The sequence below is a fragment of the Pseudomonas fluorescens genome, assembly GCF_018614655.1.
GTDB classification, from domain to species: Bacteria; Pseudomonadota; Gammaproteobacteria; order Pseudomonadales; family Pseudomonadaceae; genus Aquipseudomonas; species Aquipseudomonas fluorescens_BX.
This window is the reverse complement of the sequence record NZ_JAGGOG010000016.1, coordinates 272,964-290,636: the sequence shown is the minus strand read 5'-3', so window position 1 is coordinate 290,636 and position 17,673 is coordinate 272,964. Positions and strand designations below refer to the sequence as shown.

General features: G+C 59.9%; 14 protein-coding genes. 3 read left to right on the top strand and 11 right to left on the bottom strand.

Annotation, left to right across the window (positions count from 1 at the left end; genetic code table 11):
* Positions 1 to 35: 35 nt before the first annotated feature.
* The 7 genes from J7E41_RS17300 to J7E41_RS17270 form a co-directional block, all read right to left on the bottom strand.
* Positions 36 to 1,046, bottom strand: a complete 1,011-nt coding sequence (locus J7E41_RS17300) for a chemotaxis response regulator protein-glutamate methylesterase (protein WP_214994600.1) — start codon at positions 1,044 to 1,046, stop codon at positions 36 to 38.
* Positions 1,043 to 3,325: a hybrid sensor histidine kinase/response regulator gene (locus J7E41_RS17295; RefSeq protein WP_214994599.1), complete on the bottom strand. Its 2,283-nt coding sequence runs from the start codon at positions 3,323 to 3,325 to the stop codon at positions 1,043 to 1,045. Before J7E41_RS17295 ends, J7E41_RS17300 begins: the two co-directional genes overlap by 4 nt.
* The gene (locus tag J7E41_RS17290) at positions 3,322 to 4,020 is read right to left on the bottom strand and encodes a chemotaxis protein CheW (protein ID WP_214994598.1); all 699 of its coding nucleotides are present in this window, start codon (positions 4,018 to 4,020) and stop codon (positions 3,322 to 3,324) included. Before J7E41_RS17290 ends, J7E41_RS17295 begins: the two co-directional genes overlap by 4 nt.
* Positions 4,017 to 5,279: a CheR family methyltransferase gene (locus J7E41_RS17285; protein WP_214994597.1), complete on the bottom strand. Its 1,263-nt coding sequence runs from the start codon at positions 5,277 to 5,279 to the stop codon at positions 4,017 to 4,019. Before J7E41_RS17285 ends, J7E41_RS17290 begins: the two co-directional genes overlap by 4 nt.
* Complete coding sequence (locus J7E41_RS17280) at positions 5,279 to 5,800, bottom strand: chemotaxis protein CheW (RefSeq protein WP_214994595.1); 522 nt, start codon at positions 5,798 to 5,800, stop codon at positions 5,279 to 5,281. The genes J7E41_RS17285 and J7E41_RS17280 overlap by 1 nt, the downstream gene beginning before the upstream one ends.
* The gene (locus tag J7E41_RS17275) at positions 5,800 to 7,422 is read right to left on the bottom strand and encodes a methyl-accepting chemotaxis protein (protein WP_214994593.1); all 1,623 of its coding nucleotides are present in this window, start codon (positions 7,420 to 7,422) and stop codon (positions 5,800 to 5,802) included. Before J7E41_RS17275 ends, J7E41_RS17280 begins: the two co-directional genes overlap by 1 nt.
* 840 nt (positions 7,423 to 8,262) lie before the next feature.
* On the bottom strand, positions 8,263 to 8,973 hold the full coding sequence (locus tag J7E41_RS17270) for a tellurite resistance TerB family protein (protein ID WP_214994591.1): 711 nt from the start codon (positions 8,971 to 8,973) through the stop codon (positions 8,263 to 8,265).
* Between the two features lie 314 nt (positions 8,974 to 9,287).
* On the opposite strand from J7E41_RS17270, the gene J7E41_RS17265 reads away from it, so the two are divergent.
* Positions 9,288 to 10,913 carry a glucan biosynthesis protein D gene (locus J7E41_RS17265; protein ID WP_214994589.1) on the top strand — a complete coding sequence of 542 codons (1,626 nt, stop codon included), beginning with the start codon at positions 9,288 to 9,290 and terminating at the stop codon, positions 10,911 to 10,913.
* Positions 10,914 to 10,959: 46 nt separating this feature from the next.
* On the opposite strand, the gene J7E41_RS17260 is transcribed toward J7E41_RS17265, so the two are convergent.
* The 4 genes from J7E41_RS17260 to J7E41_RS17245 form a co-directional block, all read right to left on the bottom strand.
* Positions 10,960 to 11,145 carry a hypothetical protein gene (locus J7E41_RS17260; protein WP_214994587.1) on the bottom strand — a complete coding sequence of 62 codons (186 nt, stop codon included), beginning with the start codon at positions 11,143 to 11,145 and terminating at the stop codon, positions 10,960 to 10,962.
* Between the two features lie 392 nt (positions 11,146 to 11,537).
* On the bottom strand, positions 11,538 to 12,644 hold the full coding sequence (locus tag J7E41_RS17255; RefSeq protein ID WP_214994585.1) for an NADH:flavin oxidoreductase/NADH oxidase: 1,107 nt from the start codon (positions 12,642 to 12,644) through the stop codon (positions 11,538 to 11,540).
* Positions 12,645 to 12,799: 155 nt separating this feature from the next.
* Positions 12,800 to 14,509, bottom strand: coding sequence for a single-stranded-DNA-specific exonuclease RecJ (recJ, locus tag J7E41_RS17250; protein ID WP_214994583.1), 1,710 nt, complete (start codon positions 14,507 to 14,509; stop codon positions 12,800 to 12,802).
* Positions 14,510 to 14,713: 204 nt separating this feature from the next.
* Positions 14,714 to 15,256: a YaeQ family protein gene (locus J7E41_RS17245; RefSeq protein WP_214994581.1), complete on the bottom strand. Its 543-nt coding sequence runs from the start codon at positions 15,254 to 15,256 to the stop codon at positions 14,714 to 14,716.
* Positions 15,257 to 15,404: 148 nt separating this feature from the next.
* Between J7E41_RS17245 and J7E41_RS17240 the strand changes: the two genes are divergently transcribed.
* Entirely contained in the window at positions 15,405 to 16,604 is a 1,200-nt protein-coding gene (locus J7E41_RS17240) for a CaiB/BaiF CoA transferase family protein (RefSeq protein WP_214994579.1), read from the top strand.
* A 71-nt stretch (positions 16,605 to 16,675) separates the two neighbouring features.
* Positions 16,676 to 17,518 (top strand): TIGR02285 family protein, encoded by an 843-nt coding sequence (locus J7E41_RS17235; RefSeq protein WP_251029539.1) that lies wholly within the window; start codon positions 16,676 to 16,678, stop codon positions 17,516 to 17,518.
* The last annotated feature ends 155 nt before the right edge of the window (positions 17,519 to 17,673 follow it).

Genomic DNA, 17,673 nt, shown 5'->3' with positions numbered 1-17,673 from the left:
TACTGCTTTGCCGGCCAGGACGCGAGTTATATCGGTCATTTTGCGAATATCTCCAGCAATCGTGGTGCAATTCTGTCCAATGGGCGAACTTCAACAGCGGCGTCGATCGAGGCTGCCGCTTTGGGCATGCCATACACCGCGCTGCTTTGCTGGTCCTGGGCGATGGTCAGGTAGCCTTGCTGACGCATCAGTTTGAGCCCCTGAGCCCCGTCGCGCCCCATGCCGGTCAGCAATACGCCGACGGCATCGCCGCTCCAGTAACTGGCGACACTCTCGAAAAACACGTCGATGGACGGCCGGTAGATCTCGTTTACCGGCTCGGCGGTGTAAGCCAGCGTGCCGTTCTTCAACAGACGAATATGATGATTGGTGCCCGCCAGCAACACCACGCCACTTTGCGGTGGCTCTCCTTCCCGAGCCAGGCGTACCGGCAGGCCCGAAGCACTACTCAGCCACTCTGCCATGCCTGCGGCGAAAACCTGATCCACATGCTGCACCAGCACAATGGCCGCCGAAAAATCTCGCGGCAAGCCCTTGAGCAGCACTTCCAGGGCGGCCGGACCACCGGCTGAAGAGCCAATGGCTACCAGCCTCTGGCGCTTACCCATGACCCGCTGCGGCGCGGGTTCAGCTCGTACACGAGCGCCCCGCTGGCCAATCAGCCAACCGATATTGAGGATTTTGCGCAACAACGGCGCCGCCGCTTCCTTGGCATCACCCACACCCAGGGCCGGGGTATCCACCACGTCCAGAGCGCCGTGGCCCATGGCTTCGAAGACACGGCTGACATTGGCTTGACGGTCCACGGTGACAATAACAATCGCACACGGTGTCTCAGCCATGATTTGCCGGGTAGCCTCCACGCCATCCATCACCGGCATGATCAGGTCCATCAGGATCAGGTCCGGCGTCAACTCGGCACAACGCTGCACCGCTTCCAGGCCGTTGCTGGCCACCCACACCACTTCATGGGCCGGCTCCAGGCTCAAGGCCCGGCGCAATGCCTCAACGGCCAGGGGCAGGTCATTGACAATAGCGATCCTCATGCCCTGGCACCTCCAATCAGCTCCACCACCGCATCCAGCAGTGCATCGTCATGGAAACTAGCCTTGGCTAGATAATAGTCGGCTCCCGCGTCCAGTCCACGACGCCGGTCTTCTTCTCGATCTTTGTAGGAGACCACCATCACCGGCAACGACTGCAGACGGGTATCACGGCGCAAGAGTGTGACCAATTCGATACCGTCCATACGAGGCATATCAATGTCAGTGATGAGCAAGTCAAAGTCTTCGGAACGCAAAGCATTCCAGCCATCCATGCCATCCACTGCAACCGCCACGTCATAACCACGATTGAGCAACAGCTTGCGCTGCAACTCGCGCACGGTAAGCGAATCATCCACCACCAGAATACGCTTGCGCACTACTTCGACGACATGCTGATTGCGCCGGGCAATGCGCTCCAGACGACCGGTATTCAGCAATTTGTCCACCGAACGCAGCATGTCCTCGACATCGACGATCAACACCACCGAGCCATCATCGAGCAAGGCGCCGGCGGAGATGTCCTGGACCTTGCCCAAGCGATCATCCAGCGGCAACACCACCAACGTGCGCTCACCGACAAAGCGCTCCACGGCGATGCCATAGACCGCCTCGCGCTCGCGGATCACCACGACCTTGAGGGTCTCTTCATTGCTTTGCCCTGGTGGCCGATGCAGTAACTGACTGGCAGCCACCAGGCCAACATGCCGGCCTTCGTGCCAGAAATGCTGGCGGCCTTCCACTTGCACGATGTCATCGGGCTCCAGGTCGCACATGCGCTCGATATGGGCCAGGGGGAACGCGTAGGCCTCCTCCCCGACTTCCACCACCAGGCTGCGCACCACCGACAGGGTCAGTGGCACTTCCAGATGGAAACGACTGCCCTGCCCCGCCGTCTGTTCCAACACCACCGCACCGCGCAACTGGCGGACCATATGCTGGACCGCATCCAGGCCGACGCCACGCCCGGAGACTTCGGTGACCTTGTCCCGCAGGCTGAAGCCCGGCAAGAACAGGAACGTCAGCAGTTCTTCTTCACTCAGGCGCAGGGCGGTTTCCAGCGGCGACAGATTGCGCTCGACAATGGTAGCCCGCAGACGCTCAAGGTCGACACCGTTGCCGTCATCACTCAGCTCCAGTACCAGCAGACCCGCCTGATGGGAGGCCCGCAGGCGAATCAGGCCTTCTGCCGGCTTGCCGGCCAGCAGACGCTGCTCGGGCGTTTCGATGCCGTGGTCAACGGCATTGCGTAATAGATGGGTCAGTGGCGCTTCGAGTTTTTCCAGCACATCGCGGTCGACCTGAGTCTTTTCGCCTTCAATCTCCAGACGCACTTGCTTACCCAGGCTACGGCCCAGGTCGCGGACCATGCGCACCTGCCCCGCCAGCACATCAGCAAAGGGCCGCATGCGGCAGGCCAACGCGGTGTCGTAGAGCACTTGGGCACGCTGCCCCGCCTGCCAGCCAAACTCATCCAGCTCGGCGGTTTTTTCCGCCAGCAGCGCCTGCGCTTCACTTAACAGGCGGCGAGTATCGGCCAGGGCTTCCTGGGCTTCCAGGCTCAGCTCCACGAGCTTGAGCTGCCCATCGAGGTTGTCCAGCGCACGAGCACTGTTGCTCTGGATGCGTTTGAGGCGTTGCAGGCTGGCAAGATAAGGTTTGAGCCGCTGGGTTTCCACCAAGGATTTGCTGGACAGGTCCAGCAGGCTGTTCAAGCGTTCAGCGGTGACCCGCAATACTCGTTCGCCGCCTTCGGTCATCCGCTTGCTCTGCCGCGGTACATCGCTGCTGACCGGCGGTGCGGGCTCCGGCTCCGGCGGCAGGTCTTCGACGAGCGGCGGGGGTGCTGGTTCTGGTTGCGCTGCAGGTGGTGCGACTTTGGCATTCAATTGCGACGGATCGAGCAAACGCTCCATCAACGCCACATACGCCTCGATATCCGCCGGACCCACCGTGTTGTCGGGGGTGGCAATGCGCATCAGCAAGTCAGTGCCCTGCAGCAACGCATCAATATGTTCGGGTTGCAAATAAAGCCGGCCTTCCTGGGCGCTGACCAGGCAATCCTCCATGACATGGGACACGCTGACCCCAGCATCCACGCCAACTATCCGGGCTGCGCCCTTGAGGGAATGGGCGGCACGCATGCAGGCTTCAAGCTGATCGGCCTGAGTCGGGTTGCGTTCAAGGGCCAACAGACCGGCGCTGAGGACCTGAGTCTGGGCGTCGGCTTCCAGGCTGAACAGTTCCAGCAGCGACGCATCGCGCATCTGGTCGGGGGTCATGTGAGACTCCGGGTCACGGCGGACAACAATTGCTCTTCGTCCAGCCAACGCAGGCTGCGGCCTTTGAACTGCAATACACCCTGGGTAAAGCGGGCGCTGGCTTGCGTACCGGACGCAGACGCAGCCTTCAGGATGCGTTCATCAATGGCATGGATGCCGTCCACCTCATCCACCGGCACCACCACTGGGCCGTCTTGCGCCGCGATGATCAACATGCGCGGCATGATCCGACCACCGTTCGGGCCGCCGCCGGAGCCGTCCAGGCCCAGCAACTCCACCAGCGACAGGCAAGCCACCAAGGCTCCACGCACATTGGCTACCCCCAGCAGCGCCCGCGAGCGCTGGTGAGGCAAGGAATGAATCGGCTGCAACGGCGCCACTTCCACCAGGCAGCGGGTGGCGATGCCCAACCATTCTTCGCCGAGACGAAACATCAGCAACGAGCGCGTGACGATATCGCCATCAGCCTCTACCGTAGCCAACGGACGACGGTCGTCCTGCTGCAAGGCATAACGGTCGAGCAGACGGGTAGCGGCAGCGGAATACACCGAGCAATTACGGCAATGAATGTGTTCAGCCAGCAAAGGGCAGGACTTGTCACCGTGGATACCGATGCGGTTCCAACAGTCGTCGATGGCCTGAGTGTCGGCCAGGGTCAGGTCCATACCGAGGTCCAGGGATGCAGGATCAATCATCGTTTACGCTCACTGTCTGCTCGCTCGCTACGGGCGGCACGGGCCTGCAAGCGGCGTGCTCCCGCCACATCACCCTGAGACTCAAGCAACGCGGCCAAATGCATCAAGGCCTGCGGGTGCTGGGGTTCCAGATACAAGGCTTTTCGATAATAACCCTGGGCTTCCAGGGCGCTGCCGGCCACATCACTGAGCAGGCCCAGCCAATAAAACACCTGGGCCGCCGGCGGATGGCTCTGTAGGTAACTCTCGCAGGCGGCACGGGCTTCGAGGCTTTTGCCTTCATTGGCCAGGATTGCGATCTGACTGAGTAAATCGGCAGCGTCCGAATGCGCAGGCGCAGCCTTGATCGGCACCACCTGTGCACTGAATGAACTGAAAGGCCGAGGCTTCACCGGAATCGGTGCCGCACTGCGCTGAGGTATCGGCGCCGGCATTGGTACAAAAACCGGCTCAGGTACCGGCTCGACATGCCGACTGAACGCAAAAGACTGCGGCACACCAATCGAGCGCATACCCAGACGCCCCAGCAAGCTGCCCTCGGCAGGGCCGATAAACAGCACACCGTCGACATGGGTCAGGGTTTTGAGTACTTCAAATACTTGCTTCTGCGTCGGCTGATCAAAGTAGATCAACAGGTTGCGGCAAAACACGAAGTCATAGGTCGGCTCATTGGCCAGCAATGCCGGGTCCAGCAAGTTGCCCACTTGCAAGCGCACTTGTTCACGAACCCGGTCTGAAATGCGGTGGCCATCGCTTTGCTCGACGAAGTGACGCTCGCGAAAGTCGATGTCCTGGCCACGAAAGGAATTCTTGCCATACACCCCACGCCGGGCACGCTCCACCGACAAAGGGCTGACGTCCATGCCCTGGACCTTGAACTGATGGGGGGCAAGCCCCGCATCGAGCAAGGCCATGGCAATCGAATAAGGTTCCTCGCCGGTAGAACACGGCAAGCTGAGAATGCGCAACGCGCGCATCTGCTTGATCTCGGCCAGCCGTGACAGCGCCAGCCGGCCCAGGGTGGCGAAAGATTCGGGGTATCGGAAAAACCAAGTTTCAGGGACGATTACCGCTTCGATCAGCGCTTGCTGTTCGTTATGGGAGCCCTGCAAATGCAGCCAGTACTGATCCGCGGTCAGCGCCTGCAAGGCCTGACTACGCTGGCGCACGGCGCGCTCAATGATGGCTTCGCCCACCGAGGCAACATCCAGGCCGATGCGTTCTTTAAGGAAGTCGAAGAAGCGTTGGTCACTGCTCATCACCCCTCCTCAGGCGTCAGGTCGGCAGAAAACAGCACGGCCCGCACCTCGGCCGTCAGCAGGTCGGCCACCCCAATCCACTGCATCAAACCCCGCTCGTCTTCACGTACCGGACCCAGGTACGGCGCCTGGCGATTATCCAGGCCATAGGGCTGAAAGTCCGCCGGATCACAACGCAGGGTATCGGTGGCCTGCTCAAGGATCAGTCCCAGCCAACGCGCATCAACCCAAGGCTCGGGTCGATAGTTGACCAGCACCAACCGTGTACTGGTTCGGGCCTGGGCCGGTGAACCAAAGGTCAGGGCATTGAGGTCGATGACCGGCACCATCACCCCACGATGGGCAAATATCCCGGCCACCCAGACGGGCGCATGGGCAATGGGCTTCAATGGCAAACGCGGCAGCACCTCGGCCACTTCGGTGGCCTTGAGGGCATAACGGTCGCTGGCAATGTGAAACACCAGGAACAACGCTTTTTTCGCTGCCGTAACGGCTCCGCGTTTAGCCGCGAGGTCGCTCATCAGACTTTGAAACGCGACACGCCACTGCGCAGACCAACCGCGACCTGGCTCAGTTCATCAATGGCAAAACTGGCTTGGCGCAGAGACTCCACCGTCTGGCTGCTGGCATCGCCCAATTGCACGAGAGCGTGGTTGATCTGTTCGGCGCCGGTGGCCTGGGCCTGCATGCCTTCGTTGACCATCAATACACGAGGCGCCAGGGCCTGGACTTGATGAATGATCTGCGACAGTTGCTCGCCCACTTGCTGCACTTCAGACATGCCGCGGCGCACTTCTTCAGAGAATTTATCCATGCCCATCACGCCGGCGGACACCGCCGACTGGATCTCACGAACCATCTGCTCGATGTCGTAGGTGGCCACGGCTGTCTGGTCCGCCAGGCGCCGTACTTCAGTCGCGACCACGGCAAAACCACGACCGTATTCACCGGCCTTCTCGGCCTCGATCGCGGCGTTGAGGGACAGCAGGTTGGTCTGGTCGGCGACCTTGACGATGGTCACCACCACTTGGTTGATGTTGCCGGCCTTCTCATTGAGGATCGCCAGCTTGGCATTCACCAGGTCGGCGGCCCCCATCACCGAGTTCATGGTTTCTTCCATGCGGGCCAGGCCTTGCTGGCCGGAACCGGCGGCGACCGATGCCTGATCAGCAGCAGTGGACACTTCGGTCATGGTGCGCACCAGGTCCTTGGACGTCGCAGCAATTTCCCGGGACGTGGCACCGATCTCGGTGGTGGTGGCGGCGGTTTCGGTGGCGGTGGCCTGTTGCTGCTTGGAAGTCGCGGCAATCTCGGTGACCGAGGTGGTGACCTGCACTGATGAACGCTGCGCCTGAGACACCAGGGAGGTCAGCTCGGTCATCATGTCGTTGAAGCCGGTTTCCACGGCACCGAATTCGTCCTTGCGTTCCAGGTTCAAGCGCTTGCTCAGATCGCCGGTGCGCATGGTGTCGAGGATATCGACGATGCGTTTCATCGGCGCCATGATTGCGCGCATCAGCAGCAGGCCACACAGGCCGGCGGCAAGTATCGCCAGGATCAACGAGACGCCCATGCTGATTTTCGCGGCGTTCACGGCATCGTCAATGGCTGCGGTGGCGTTGTCCGCCACTTGTTTGTTCTCCTGGATGATGTCGTTGAGCTTCATGCGGCCTGCGGTCCAGGCCGGTGTCAGTTGTTCGTCGAACAGCTTCATCGCATCGACGTTGTTGTTGGCCAGATGCAAGTCCAGGACCCGGGTGAGGATCTGATTGTAGTTCTCGTGCAGCTTTTCGAAGGCGTCGAACTCGCTCCGGTCCTGCGCCATATTGATCGTCGCCGTGTAACTGGCCATGTGCCGTTCAAGATCGGCTTCAAACGTCTTGTAGTCCTGTTTGTCCGCGTCTGAAATGCCCTGATTTTTATGCAGGCCGATCAGTTCCTGGGTTTGCAGGTAACTGTCGACCCAGGCGCTGCGGATCATCGAGCTGAAAAACACCCCCGGTACGGCGTCGTCGCGCACGGATGTTTCGCCGGCTTCGATCTTCAGCAGGCGTGAATACGAGACCACTACCATCAGCAGCATGATGGCGATGATTACCGCAAAGCTCGCCAAAATCCTTTGGCGCAAGGTCCAGTTCTTCACAGTAATTCCTCGGAGGGCCGATCAAATGGAGGGGAGTATAGCTGAGCAAATGCCATCATCTATCAATGGGTTGTGGGGTGGGACTCAGGGAACGCAAAAAGATTGTGGTGCAGGGGGATTGACTTGTGGCGGGGCGGTTTGGGAGGCGGGTTGTTGGGTGTGTATATCCGTTGCTGCGGTAACGGCTGCTTAGGGTTTCGCCCTTACGGCGACTCACTTTGCAAAAGCGGCAAAGTAAGCAAAACGCTCTTGCCCCACCACTCGGCACCTCGCCCAGGCTCGGTGTTCCCGTAATCCAACATTGATTTGAGGGGCCGCCGCCATCGGCCATCCATGGCCGAGGGCGGCTAAACCGGCGTCCTGCCGGTTTACCCCCCAAATCAATGTAGGATTACGGCCAGCGTGGTTTAACGGGGCGCCTCAGATCAAGATCAAAAACAGATCAACAGCAAGATCAAGAGCACGCAGCCTCGCTGGGGGCTCGACAGCTGCTACGCGAGGGTGTGAGGAGGAAACGCATACGCTTCAGATACTAGGTCGGCTACTAGGCCGCCTCGCTTTGTTTTTGATCTTAGGCGCCCCGTTAAACCACGCTGGCTGAGCGTAGGCATTGGTCCGTGGGTAAACCGGCAGGACGCCGGTTTAGCCGCACTGGGCCAGGGACGGCCCATTGCGGCGACCCACGGAGCAATGCCTACGCTCAGGCACACCGAGCACTAGCGAGGTGCCAAGTGGTGGGGCAAGAGCCCTTTGGTTACTTTGGGGCTGTTCCAAAGTGACCCGCCGTCAGGGCGGAACCATAAGTGGCCGTTACCAAAAAATGGATATGTACACCAAACCTCAAACCACCACCGCCCTCACCTGTCGCTCCAACTCAACCTTCAACCCCGGCTCCAACTTAAGCTGACGAGCCAGTTCATCCAGATAGGCCTTCTCCATGAAGTTCTCCTCATCCACCAGCATCACACTGGCGATATACATCTCAGCCGCCATCTCCGGCGTGCTCGCCGCCCGCGCCACATCAGTCGGATCCAAGGGCTTGTTGAGTTCAGCATGCAGCCACTGCTGCAACTCCTGATCGCTATCCAGTTTGGTAAACTCGCCTTCGATCAACGCCCGCTCCCGCTCATCTACATGCCCATCAGCCTTGGCCGCCGCCACCAACGCTTTGAGAATCGCCTGGCTATGCTGCTCAACCTGAGCCGCCGGCAAACGATCAATGGTTTGCGGCTCCCCTTGTGGCGCACTGGCCTGCTGCGCCTGCCAGTTGCCATAGGCCTTGTAGGCAATCACCCCCAACGCCGCCAGTCCTCCGTAAGTCAGCGCCTTGCCGCCAAACTTGCGGGCCTTTTTGTTGCCCAGCAACAGGCCCATGGCCCCGGCTGCCAAGGCGCCACCGCCAGCACCACCGAGCAAGCTTCCCAGTCCGCCGCCGCCAAGCAAACCGCCCAGGGCGCCTTTGTCCTCGCCTTTACGCTGACCACCAGCCTTGTTTTGCAACATGTCCTGGCCGGACTTGAGCAACTGATCAAGCAATCCACGGGTATTCATCACAGCCTCCAGAAACTTGGGTGTACAGGACTAATAAGGCCACCAGCGTAAAACCAAGTGCCAAAAACTCGTGGCCTAGAGTACTTCCAGATGTAACACCACTCTTGTAGCGTCAGGTTTGAGCCGACACGTCTTGTTTCACATACGAGGCCATCACCCCGCCATCAATCATTTTTCCTTCAGCACCGAACGGCTTAAGCTATTTGGTATCTGTTTAATGTCCGTTGCGTTTGGCCGAAGGCATGTCCGAACCGTTATCTCTGATCCAGCACGTGCCAGGAACGGCGCGGGATTGCTCACGATAGGTTGTATCTATGCACCGCAGGAATTTGCTCAAAGCGTCCATGGCCATCGCGGCTTATACCGGTCTGTCGGCCAGTGGCCTGCTGGCCGCCCAGGCTTGGGCGGGGAATCGTGCCGCGGATGGCGACGCCCTGGCCTTCGATTTCGAAGCGCTGAAGGCCCAGGCCAAGCAACTGGCCAACAAGCAATATCAGGACACCAAACAGGTGCTGCCTCCCACCCTGGCCAACATGACCCCGCAGAATTTCAATGCTATCGGCTACGACGGCAACCATTCGCTGTGGAAGGAATTGAACGGCCAGTTGGACGTGCAGTTCTTCCACGTCGGCATGGGTTTCAAGACACCGGTGCGCATGCACAGTGTCGACCCGAAGACCCGCATCTCCCGCGAGGTGCATTTCCGGCCGTCACTGTTCAACTACGCAAAAACCACGGTCGACACCCAACAGCTCAAGGGTGACCTGGGCTTTTCCGGATTCAAGCTGTTCAAGGCACCGGAACTGGATCGTCATGACGTGCTGTCCTTCCTCGGCGCCAGCTATTTCCGTGCGGTGGACTCCACCGGCCAGTACGGGCTTTCCGCCCGCGGCCTGGCGATCGACACCTATGCGAAAAAGCGTGAGGAGTTCCCCGACTTCACCCAGTTCTGGTTTGAGACCCCGGACAAGGACAGCACCCGTTTCGTGGTCTACGCCCTGCTGGACTCGCCAAGTGCCACCGGTGCCTACCGTTTCGATATCGACTGCCAAGCCAACCAAGTGGTCATGGGGATCGACGCTTACATCAATGCCCGCACCGCGATCGAACAACTGGGCATCGCGCCGATGACCAGCATGTTCAGTTGTGGCACCCATGAGCGGCGGATGTGCGACACCCTCCACCCGCAGATCCACGATTCGGATCGCCTGGCGATGTGGCGTGGCAATGGCGAGTGGATCTGCCGCCCGCTGAACAACCCGGCCACCCTGCAGTTCAACGCCTTCGCCGACAAAGACCCGAAAGGTTTCGGCCTGGTGCAAACCGACCATGAGTTCGCCAGCTACCAGGACACCGTTGACTGGTACAGCAAACGCCCAAGCCTGTGGGTAGAGCCGACAACTGCGTGGGGCGAAGGCTCTATCGACCTGCTGGAAATTCCTACCACCGGCGAAACCCTGGACAACATCGTGGCCTTCTGGACCCCGAAAACACCCGTGGCCGCCGGCGACTCCCTGAACTATGGCTATAAGCTTTACTGGAGTGCCCTGCCTCCGGTCAGCACACCGCTTGCACAGGTCAACGCCACCCGTTCAGGCATGGGCGGCTTCACTGAGGGTTGGGCGCCGGGGGAGCATTACCCCAAGGTCTGGGCGCGGCGTTTTGCTGTGGACTTCAACGGTGGCGGCCTGGACCGCTTGCCCGAAGGCACAGGAATCGAGCCGGTAGTCACCTGCTCCCATGGCGAAGTGAAGGATTTCAGCGTGCTGGTACTTGATGCCATCAAAGGTTATCGAATCCTCTTCGACTGGTACCCGACCAGTGACAGCGTGGAGCCCGTGGAACTGCGACTCTTCATCCGTACCCAGGACAGGACCCTGAGTGAAACCTGGCTGTACCAGTACTTCCCACCAGCACCGGACAAGCGTACATACACCTGACAGGCACGTTGATCGTTCCCACCGTGTGGGAACGATCAACGCCTTTTCAGAACCGCGAAATACTCTTCATCGCCCCAATCAGATACCGCATCGCCACCTGATCGTTTTCGGTAAGAGCACGGTACTGCTCCAGTAATTGCGCCTCATCCGAACTTAACCAACGACCGTGCAACGACAGCTTGCGGGTCAGAAAAAGCGTCAGAACACCCACTACACCATAGGTTTTGGCCATGGACTCTTTCTCCGTGTAATAAACATCGACTCCTTGCGCCCATAACTTCCTCCCCGTGAAGCGCAATGCTTCCGTGGATAAACAGACGGACTCTCTGGGCCAGAAATCCGTCTTACTTCAAGCGTAGAAACTTTCCTAAGCACGTGTGAGATTTTTTTAGAGTATTCACTTAAAAAAACACTTAAGCAGCAGCGACCTACAACCTTTTCCCGCAAACATCATGAGAGCACCTGGCACAGATGAACATCCTCGGGTTCCTGGCGATACAGCTCCGGATCGGCCCGCTTGAACAAGCGGCAGCCGCAGGATGGCCAAGGATCATGATTTCGCTGACAACGAGTAAGAAAAACCCACCGTTGTCAGCGGTGGGTTCTGATGGAGCAAACAGCCTTTCAGTCCCGCAAATCCGACTCATGAATCGGCTGATCCCGGTGTGTCGCCCGTTGATACTGCGCCGGCCAGATCGCCTTGCGTCCACCGAGGTCGTCGTCGGCGTGTAGCGGCCAGTAGGGATCGCGCAACAGCTCACGGGCGAGGAAAATGATGTCTGCCTGGCAGGTGCGCAGGATGTGCTCGGCTTGAGCCGGCTCGGTAATCATTCCCACAGTACCGGTGGCTATCCCGGACTCTTTGCGCACACGCTCGGCGAAGCGCGTTTGATAGCCGGGGCCTATGGGGATTTCTGCATTGGCGGCGGTGCCTCCGGACGATACGTCGATCAGGTCAACACCCAACCCTTTCAACCGGCGCGCCAGCTCGACGGTTTCATCCGGGTTCCAGCCGTCTTCCACCCAGTCGGTGGCCGAGAGTCGCACAAACAACGGCAGTTCTTGCGGCCAAACCGCGCGTACCGCTTCGGTCACTTGCAGCACCAGGCGGATGCGGTTTTCGAACGAGCCACCATATTGGTCCTGGCGCTGATTGCTCAGGGGCGAGAGAAATTGATGCAACAGGTAGCCATGGGCTGCGTGAATTTCCACGACTTTGAAACCAGCGACCAACGCACGCTTGGCCGACGCGACAAAAGCCTCGACCACAGCCTGGATTTGGCCTTCGTCCAATTGTTTCGGTGACGTGTGCTGCGGGTCGAAGGCAATCGGAGACGGGCCGACCGGCACCCAGCCACCGTCGCCTGGCTTGACGCTGCCGTGCTCGCCGATCCACGGCCGGTGGGTGCTGGCCTTGCGCCCGGCATGGGCCAATTGAATCCCCGCTACGGCGCCCTGAGCGCTGATAAAACGGGTGATGCGTTGCAAGGGTTCGATCTGTTCATCGTTCCACAATCCCAGGTCTTGGGCGGTGATACGACCATCGGCGGTGACCGCGGTGGCTTCGGTAAAAATCAGCCCGGCGCCGCCTACGGCACGACTGCCGAGGTGCACCAGGTGCCAGTCATTGGCCAGGCCGTCTGCGCTGGAGTACTGGCACATCGGCGACACGGCAATGCGGTTGAGCAGGGTCAATTGGCGCAGGGTATAGGGTTCAAGCAGCAGACTCATGGGGCACCTCTTCTCGTATCCGGTGGGCTGGCTCCAGGGTTCTGTTTGAAAGGTCGACGTAAATACCACCCCCCGGTGGGCTGAAACAGGACAAGGTCACAAGACCAATCACACAGTGCTTAGAGACTAGTCGACAACGGGGGATCTTGGAGGGTTCAGCGCGGTTCGATATGCGCGATCATCAACTGCACGGTTTCCTGCCCACGGAACTCATTCACATCAAGTTTGTAGGCCAGTTCCACCCAGCGGATAGTCGGGTTTGGCCAGATATCTCGATCAATGCCAAAAGCAATGCCGTCGAGTTTCACCGAACCACACTCGCTCTTGAGCACGACTTTGAGATGCCGCTCGCCCACCACCCGTTGCTCCACCAACTGGAACACCCCGTGAAACAACGGCTCGGGGAAGTGTTGACCCCAAGGACCGGCGTTGCGCAGGGCGCGCGCCAGTTCCAGGTGAAACTCCTCGACCGCCAGAGTGCCATCGGACAGCAACCGCCCGGTGAGGTCTTCTTCACGCAGTTGCCGACGCACTTCGGCATCAAAGGCTTCGGCGAACAGCGGGAAATTCGCCTCAGGCAGGGTCAGCCCCGCCGCCATGGCATGGCCACCGTACTTGGCAATCAAGGTCGGGTGCTGACTGGCCACTACCGCCAGCGCATCGCGAATATGAAAGCCCGGCACCGAACGTCCCGACCCCTTGAGCAAACCGTCGCCGGCATCGGCAAAGGCGATAGTCGGACGGAAATACCGCTCCTTCATGCGCGAGGCCAGAATTCCGATGACGCCTTGGTGCCATTCTGGATCAAACAGGCACAAGCCATAAGGCATCGACTCCACCGGCAAGTCCTTGAGCTGGGCCAGGGCCTCGCGCTGCATACCTTGCTCGATGGATTTGCGGTCCTGGTTCATGCCATCCAGTTGCGCAGCCATTTCCCGGGCGGCGGCAACATCACTGGTAAGCAAGCATTCGATACCCAGGCTCATATCGTCCAGGCGACCAGCGGCGTTCAGCCGTGGCCCGATGATAAAGCCCAGGTCGGTGGACGTGATGCGGGCGTGGTCGCGCTTGGCCACTTCAAGGATCGCCTTGATCCCCGGTCGGGCGCGACCGGCACGAATGCGTTCCAGGCCCTGGTGGACCAGGATGCGGTTGTTGGCGTCCAGGGGTACCACGTCGGCGACGCTGCCCAGGGCGACCAAATCCAGCAGTTCGCCGATGTTCGGCTGCGGTTTGCTGTCGTACCAGCCGAGGCTACGCAAACGGGCACGCAAGGCCATTAGCACGTAAAAAATCACACCGACGCCGGCCAGCGCCTTGCTGGGAAATTCACAGCCCGGCTGGTTCGGGTTGACGATCGCATCGGCCGCCGGCAGTTCGTCGCCCGGCAAGTGGTGATCGGTCACCAGCACCTTGAGCCCCGCCGCTTTTGCCGCCGCGACGCCTTCGACGCTGGAGATGCCGTTGTCCACGGTAATCAGCAACTGCGGCTGGCGTTGCAGGGCCACGGCGACGATTTCCGGGGTCAGGCCGTAGCCGTATTCGAAGCGGTTAGGCACCAAGTAATCAACATGGGCCGCCCCGAGCAAGCGCAAACCGAGGGTGCCCACCGTGCTGGCGGTGGCGCCGTCCGCATCGAAATCGCCGACGATAAGGATCCGCTGGCGTTGCTCCAGCGCCGTCACCAGCAGGTCCACAGCGGCATCGATGCCCTTGAGCTGTTGATACGGAATCAACCGCGCCAGGCTTTTATCCAGCTCGGCTTCCGATTGCACCCCGCGCGCAGCGTAGAGACGGGTCAACAACGGTGGCAGTTCACCGAGAAACGGCAGGACGGCGGGCAACGGACGGGGATCGATACGCATGGGATGACGGGGGCTTCTCTTTGATACAACGTTGAAAATGAAGGCTGAAAACAGCGACGATCCCGTGTGGGAACTGTCGAACTTTAGCGAGGCTGCGATGCAGGCGCTGCGGTCTGGCAGATACACCCGGGTGATCCCATCGCAGCCTCGCTGACGCTCGACAGCGCCTACATCGACCTCCTTGCCTGACCAGGTATCGAAATGTCAGTCGCGCTCGCCAACCAACCATTCCAGCTGGACTTCATGCTGGCCACGGTCATCGGTCACGAAGACTGTACCTTCGCTGATCATCACGTCCCACTTGATCACCCGTGGCATATCCTTGGCCAGGGTTTCCAGGATTTCCTGGGGCACGGCAGCGATGTGCACGTTTTTCAGGTTCTTCGCCACCGGAACCACTTTGCCTTCCCAGACACGCAGGCTGCCATACGCCAACAAAGTGGTGCGTTCGGTACGGCGCGAACACCAAGTCAGGCGATCGGCATCGGGCTGGCCGACTTCAATCCAGTGCAGAACACGATCATCCAGACTTTTTTCCCACAGGGCTGGCTCGTCTACATCTGACAAACCACGACCAAAAGCCAACTGCTCGTTGTAGAAAAGGGCATAGGCCAGCAAACGCACGGTCATGCGCTCTTCGGTTTCCGAAGGGTGGCGGGCGATGGTCTGTTTGACGCTCTCGTACACCGAACGATCAAGGTCGGTGAGGTTGAGTTCAAATTTGTAGGTCGTGGACGGCTGGGCCATGAACGGGCTTCTAAAGACAGGGAAAGGCGGCAAGTCTAACCGATGGTGGGGTCATTCAACGAATCCTGCGCTGCATCATCCTTATCCCTGTGCCATTGGCCTATGTTAAAAGGCATCACACACCTGCCCTGCTCCTGAAAGGATCCCCATGTCGTTTACCGCCAAACCGCTTGCCGGCCTGAAAGTCATCGAACTCGGCACCCTGATCGCCGGCCCGTTCGCTTCGCGCATCTGTGCCGAGTTCGGCGCCGAGGTGATCAAGGTCGAGTCCCCGGACGGCGGCGACCCGCTGCGCAAGTGGCGCAAGCTCTATGAAGGCACGTCGCTGTGGTGGTTCGTCCAGGCGCGCAACAAGAAGTCCCTGACCCTGAACCTCAAACACCCGGACGGTTTGGCGATCCTCAAACAATTGCTGGCCGACGCGGACATCCTGATCGAGAACTTCCGCCCCGGCGTGTTGGAAAAGCTCGGCCTGAGCTGGGAAACCCTGCATGCCCTGAACCCGAAACTGGTGATGGTGCGGCTCTCGGGCTTTGGCCAGACCGGACCGATGAAGGATCAACCGGGCTTTGGCGCGGTGGGCGAATCCATGGGCGGCCTGCGCTATATCACCGGGTTCGAGGACCGTCCGCCGGTGCGCACCGGGATTTCCATCGGCGACTCCATTGCCGCGTTGTGGGCGGTGATTGGGGCGCTGATGGCCTTGCGTCATCGCGAAGTCAATGGCGGCCTGGGCCAAGTGGTGGATGTGGCGCTGTATGAAGCCATCTTCGCCATGATGGAAAGCATGATCCCGGAGTTCGATGTGTTCGGTTTTATCCGTGAGCGCACCGGCAACATCATGCCGGGGATTACCCCGTCATCGATCCATACCAGCCTGGATGGCAAGCATGTGCAGATTGGCGCCAATGGCGATGCGATCTTCAAGCGCTTCATGTCAGCCATTGGCCGTGAGGACTTGGCCAGCGACCCTGAACTGGCGAGCAACGACGGTCGGGACAACCGCCGTGACGAGCTGTATGGGGTGATCGACCGCTGGGTCAATTCCCTGCCACTGGAACAGGTGGTCGAGCAGTTGAACAAGGCAGAAGTGCCCGCCAGCCGGATCTACAGCGCGGAAGACATGCTGGGCGACCCGCAGTTTCTTGCCCGGGAGATGTTCCTCAAGGCACAACTGCCCGGCGGCAAAGACTTCAAGATGCCGGGCATTGTGCCCAAGCTCTCGGACACTCCTGGCAGCTGCGAGTGGGTGGGGCCGCAATTGGGGGAACATAACAACGTGGTGCTCAACGAGTTGGGCTACGACACCGCCGCTATCACCCGACTGCGCACAGATGGCGCGATCTGAAGAAAGGTTTCAGGAGAACACTCAAGACAATGACCTGTTGCTTCAATCGCCGACTCATTCGGCTGTGTTTCATGACCTCGCTGCTCGGCGCCCTGCCGCTCTCAGGCCAGGCCGAAGAAACCTTGACCTGGCTGGTCCGTGACCTGCCGCCGATGACGATTCTCGAAGGCCCGCAAAAGGGCCGGGGTGCCGTGGATCAACTGTTGCCGATACTCATCGAGCGCCTGCCGGAATACCGGCACCAGATCCTTCACGTCAATCGCGCCCGCGGCCTGCAAATGCTCCAGGCGCCCTCCTTCACCTGCGACCCGTCCCTGCTATGGACGCCGACACGGGCGAAGTCGATTGTGTTTTCCACGCCCGCATTCGCAGTGGTGGCCAATGGGGTGACGATCCGCCAAAGCCAACAGGCGGCGCTGGCACCGTTCATCGTCGATGGCCAGTTTGATCTGGAAGCATTTCTGGAGACTCCGCAGGCGCGGCTCGGGATCATCGCCGAACGCAGCTACGGTCCCGTCGTTGATGAGCGGCTGCGACAGGCCAACCCTCACAAGGTGACAGCACACTACGGCAGTGACGCCATCGGCAGCCTGTTGCAAATGCAGCAACGGGGACGACTGGAGGTGGTCCTGGGGTATTGGCCGGAAGTCCGCTACCTGGCCCAGCAGCAGAATATCGATCCCCAGGACCTGATCTTCTATCCGATCACCGGGAGCCTGCCTTACCAGCGCATCCATATCGGCTGCTCTGACACGCCCCATGGTCGCAATGCCATGGCCCGTATCAACCAGGTGCTGCGCCGTATCCCTCAGGACAACCTGTTGCAGTCCTACGCGTCATGGCTCGACCCGGTACTGCGGGCGCACTACTTGAATGACAACCCGCAGTTTTTTCAGGACGCCCCGGATCAATGACAAATCGCGGACAAAAAGAAACCCCGAGCAGTGGGGAAACAACTCGGGGTTAAACATGGCCTACAAAGACCAGTAACAACAGGCCACAAGCACCGGAGCACAATGCTTGATCCCGTTGTTACAAAATCTGACTCGCCTTGGTGCAGGAAGGTTCC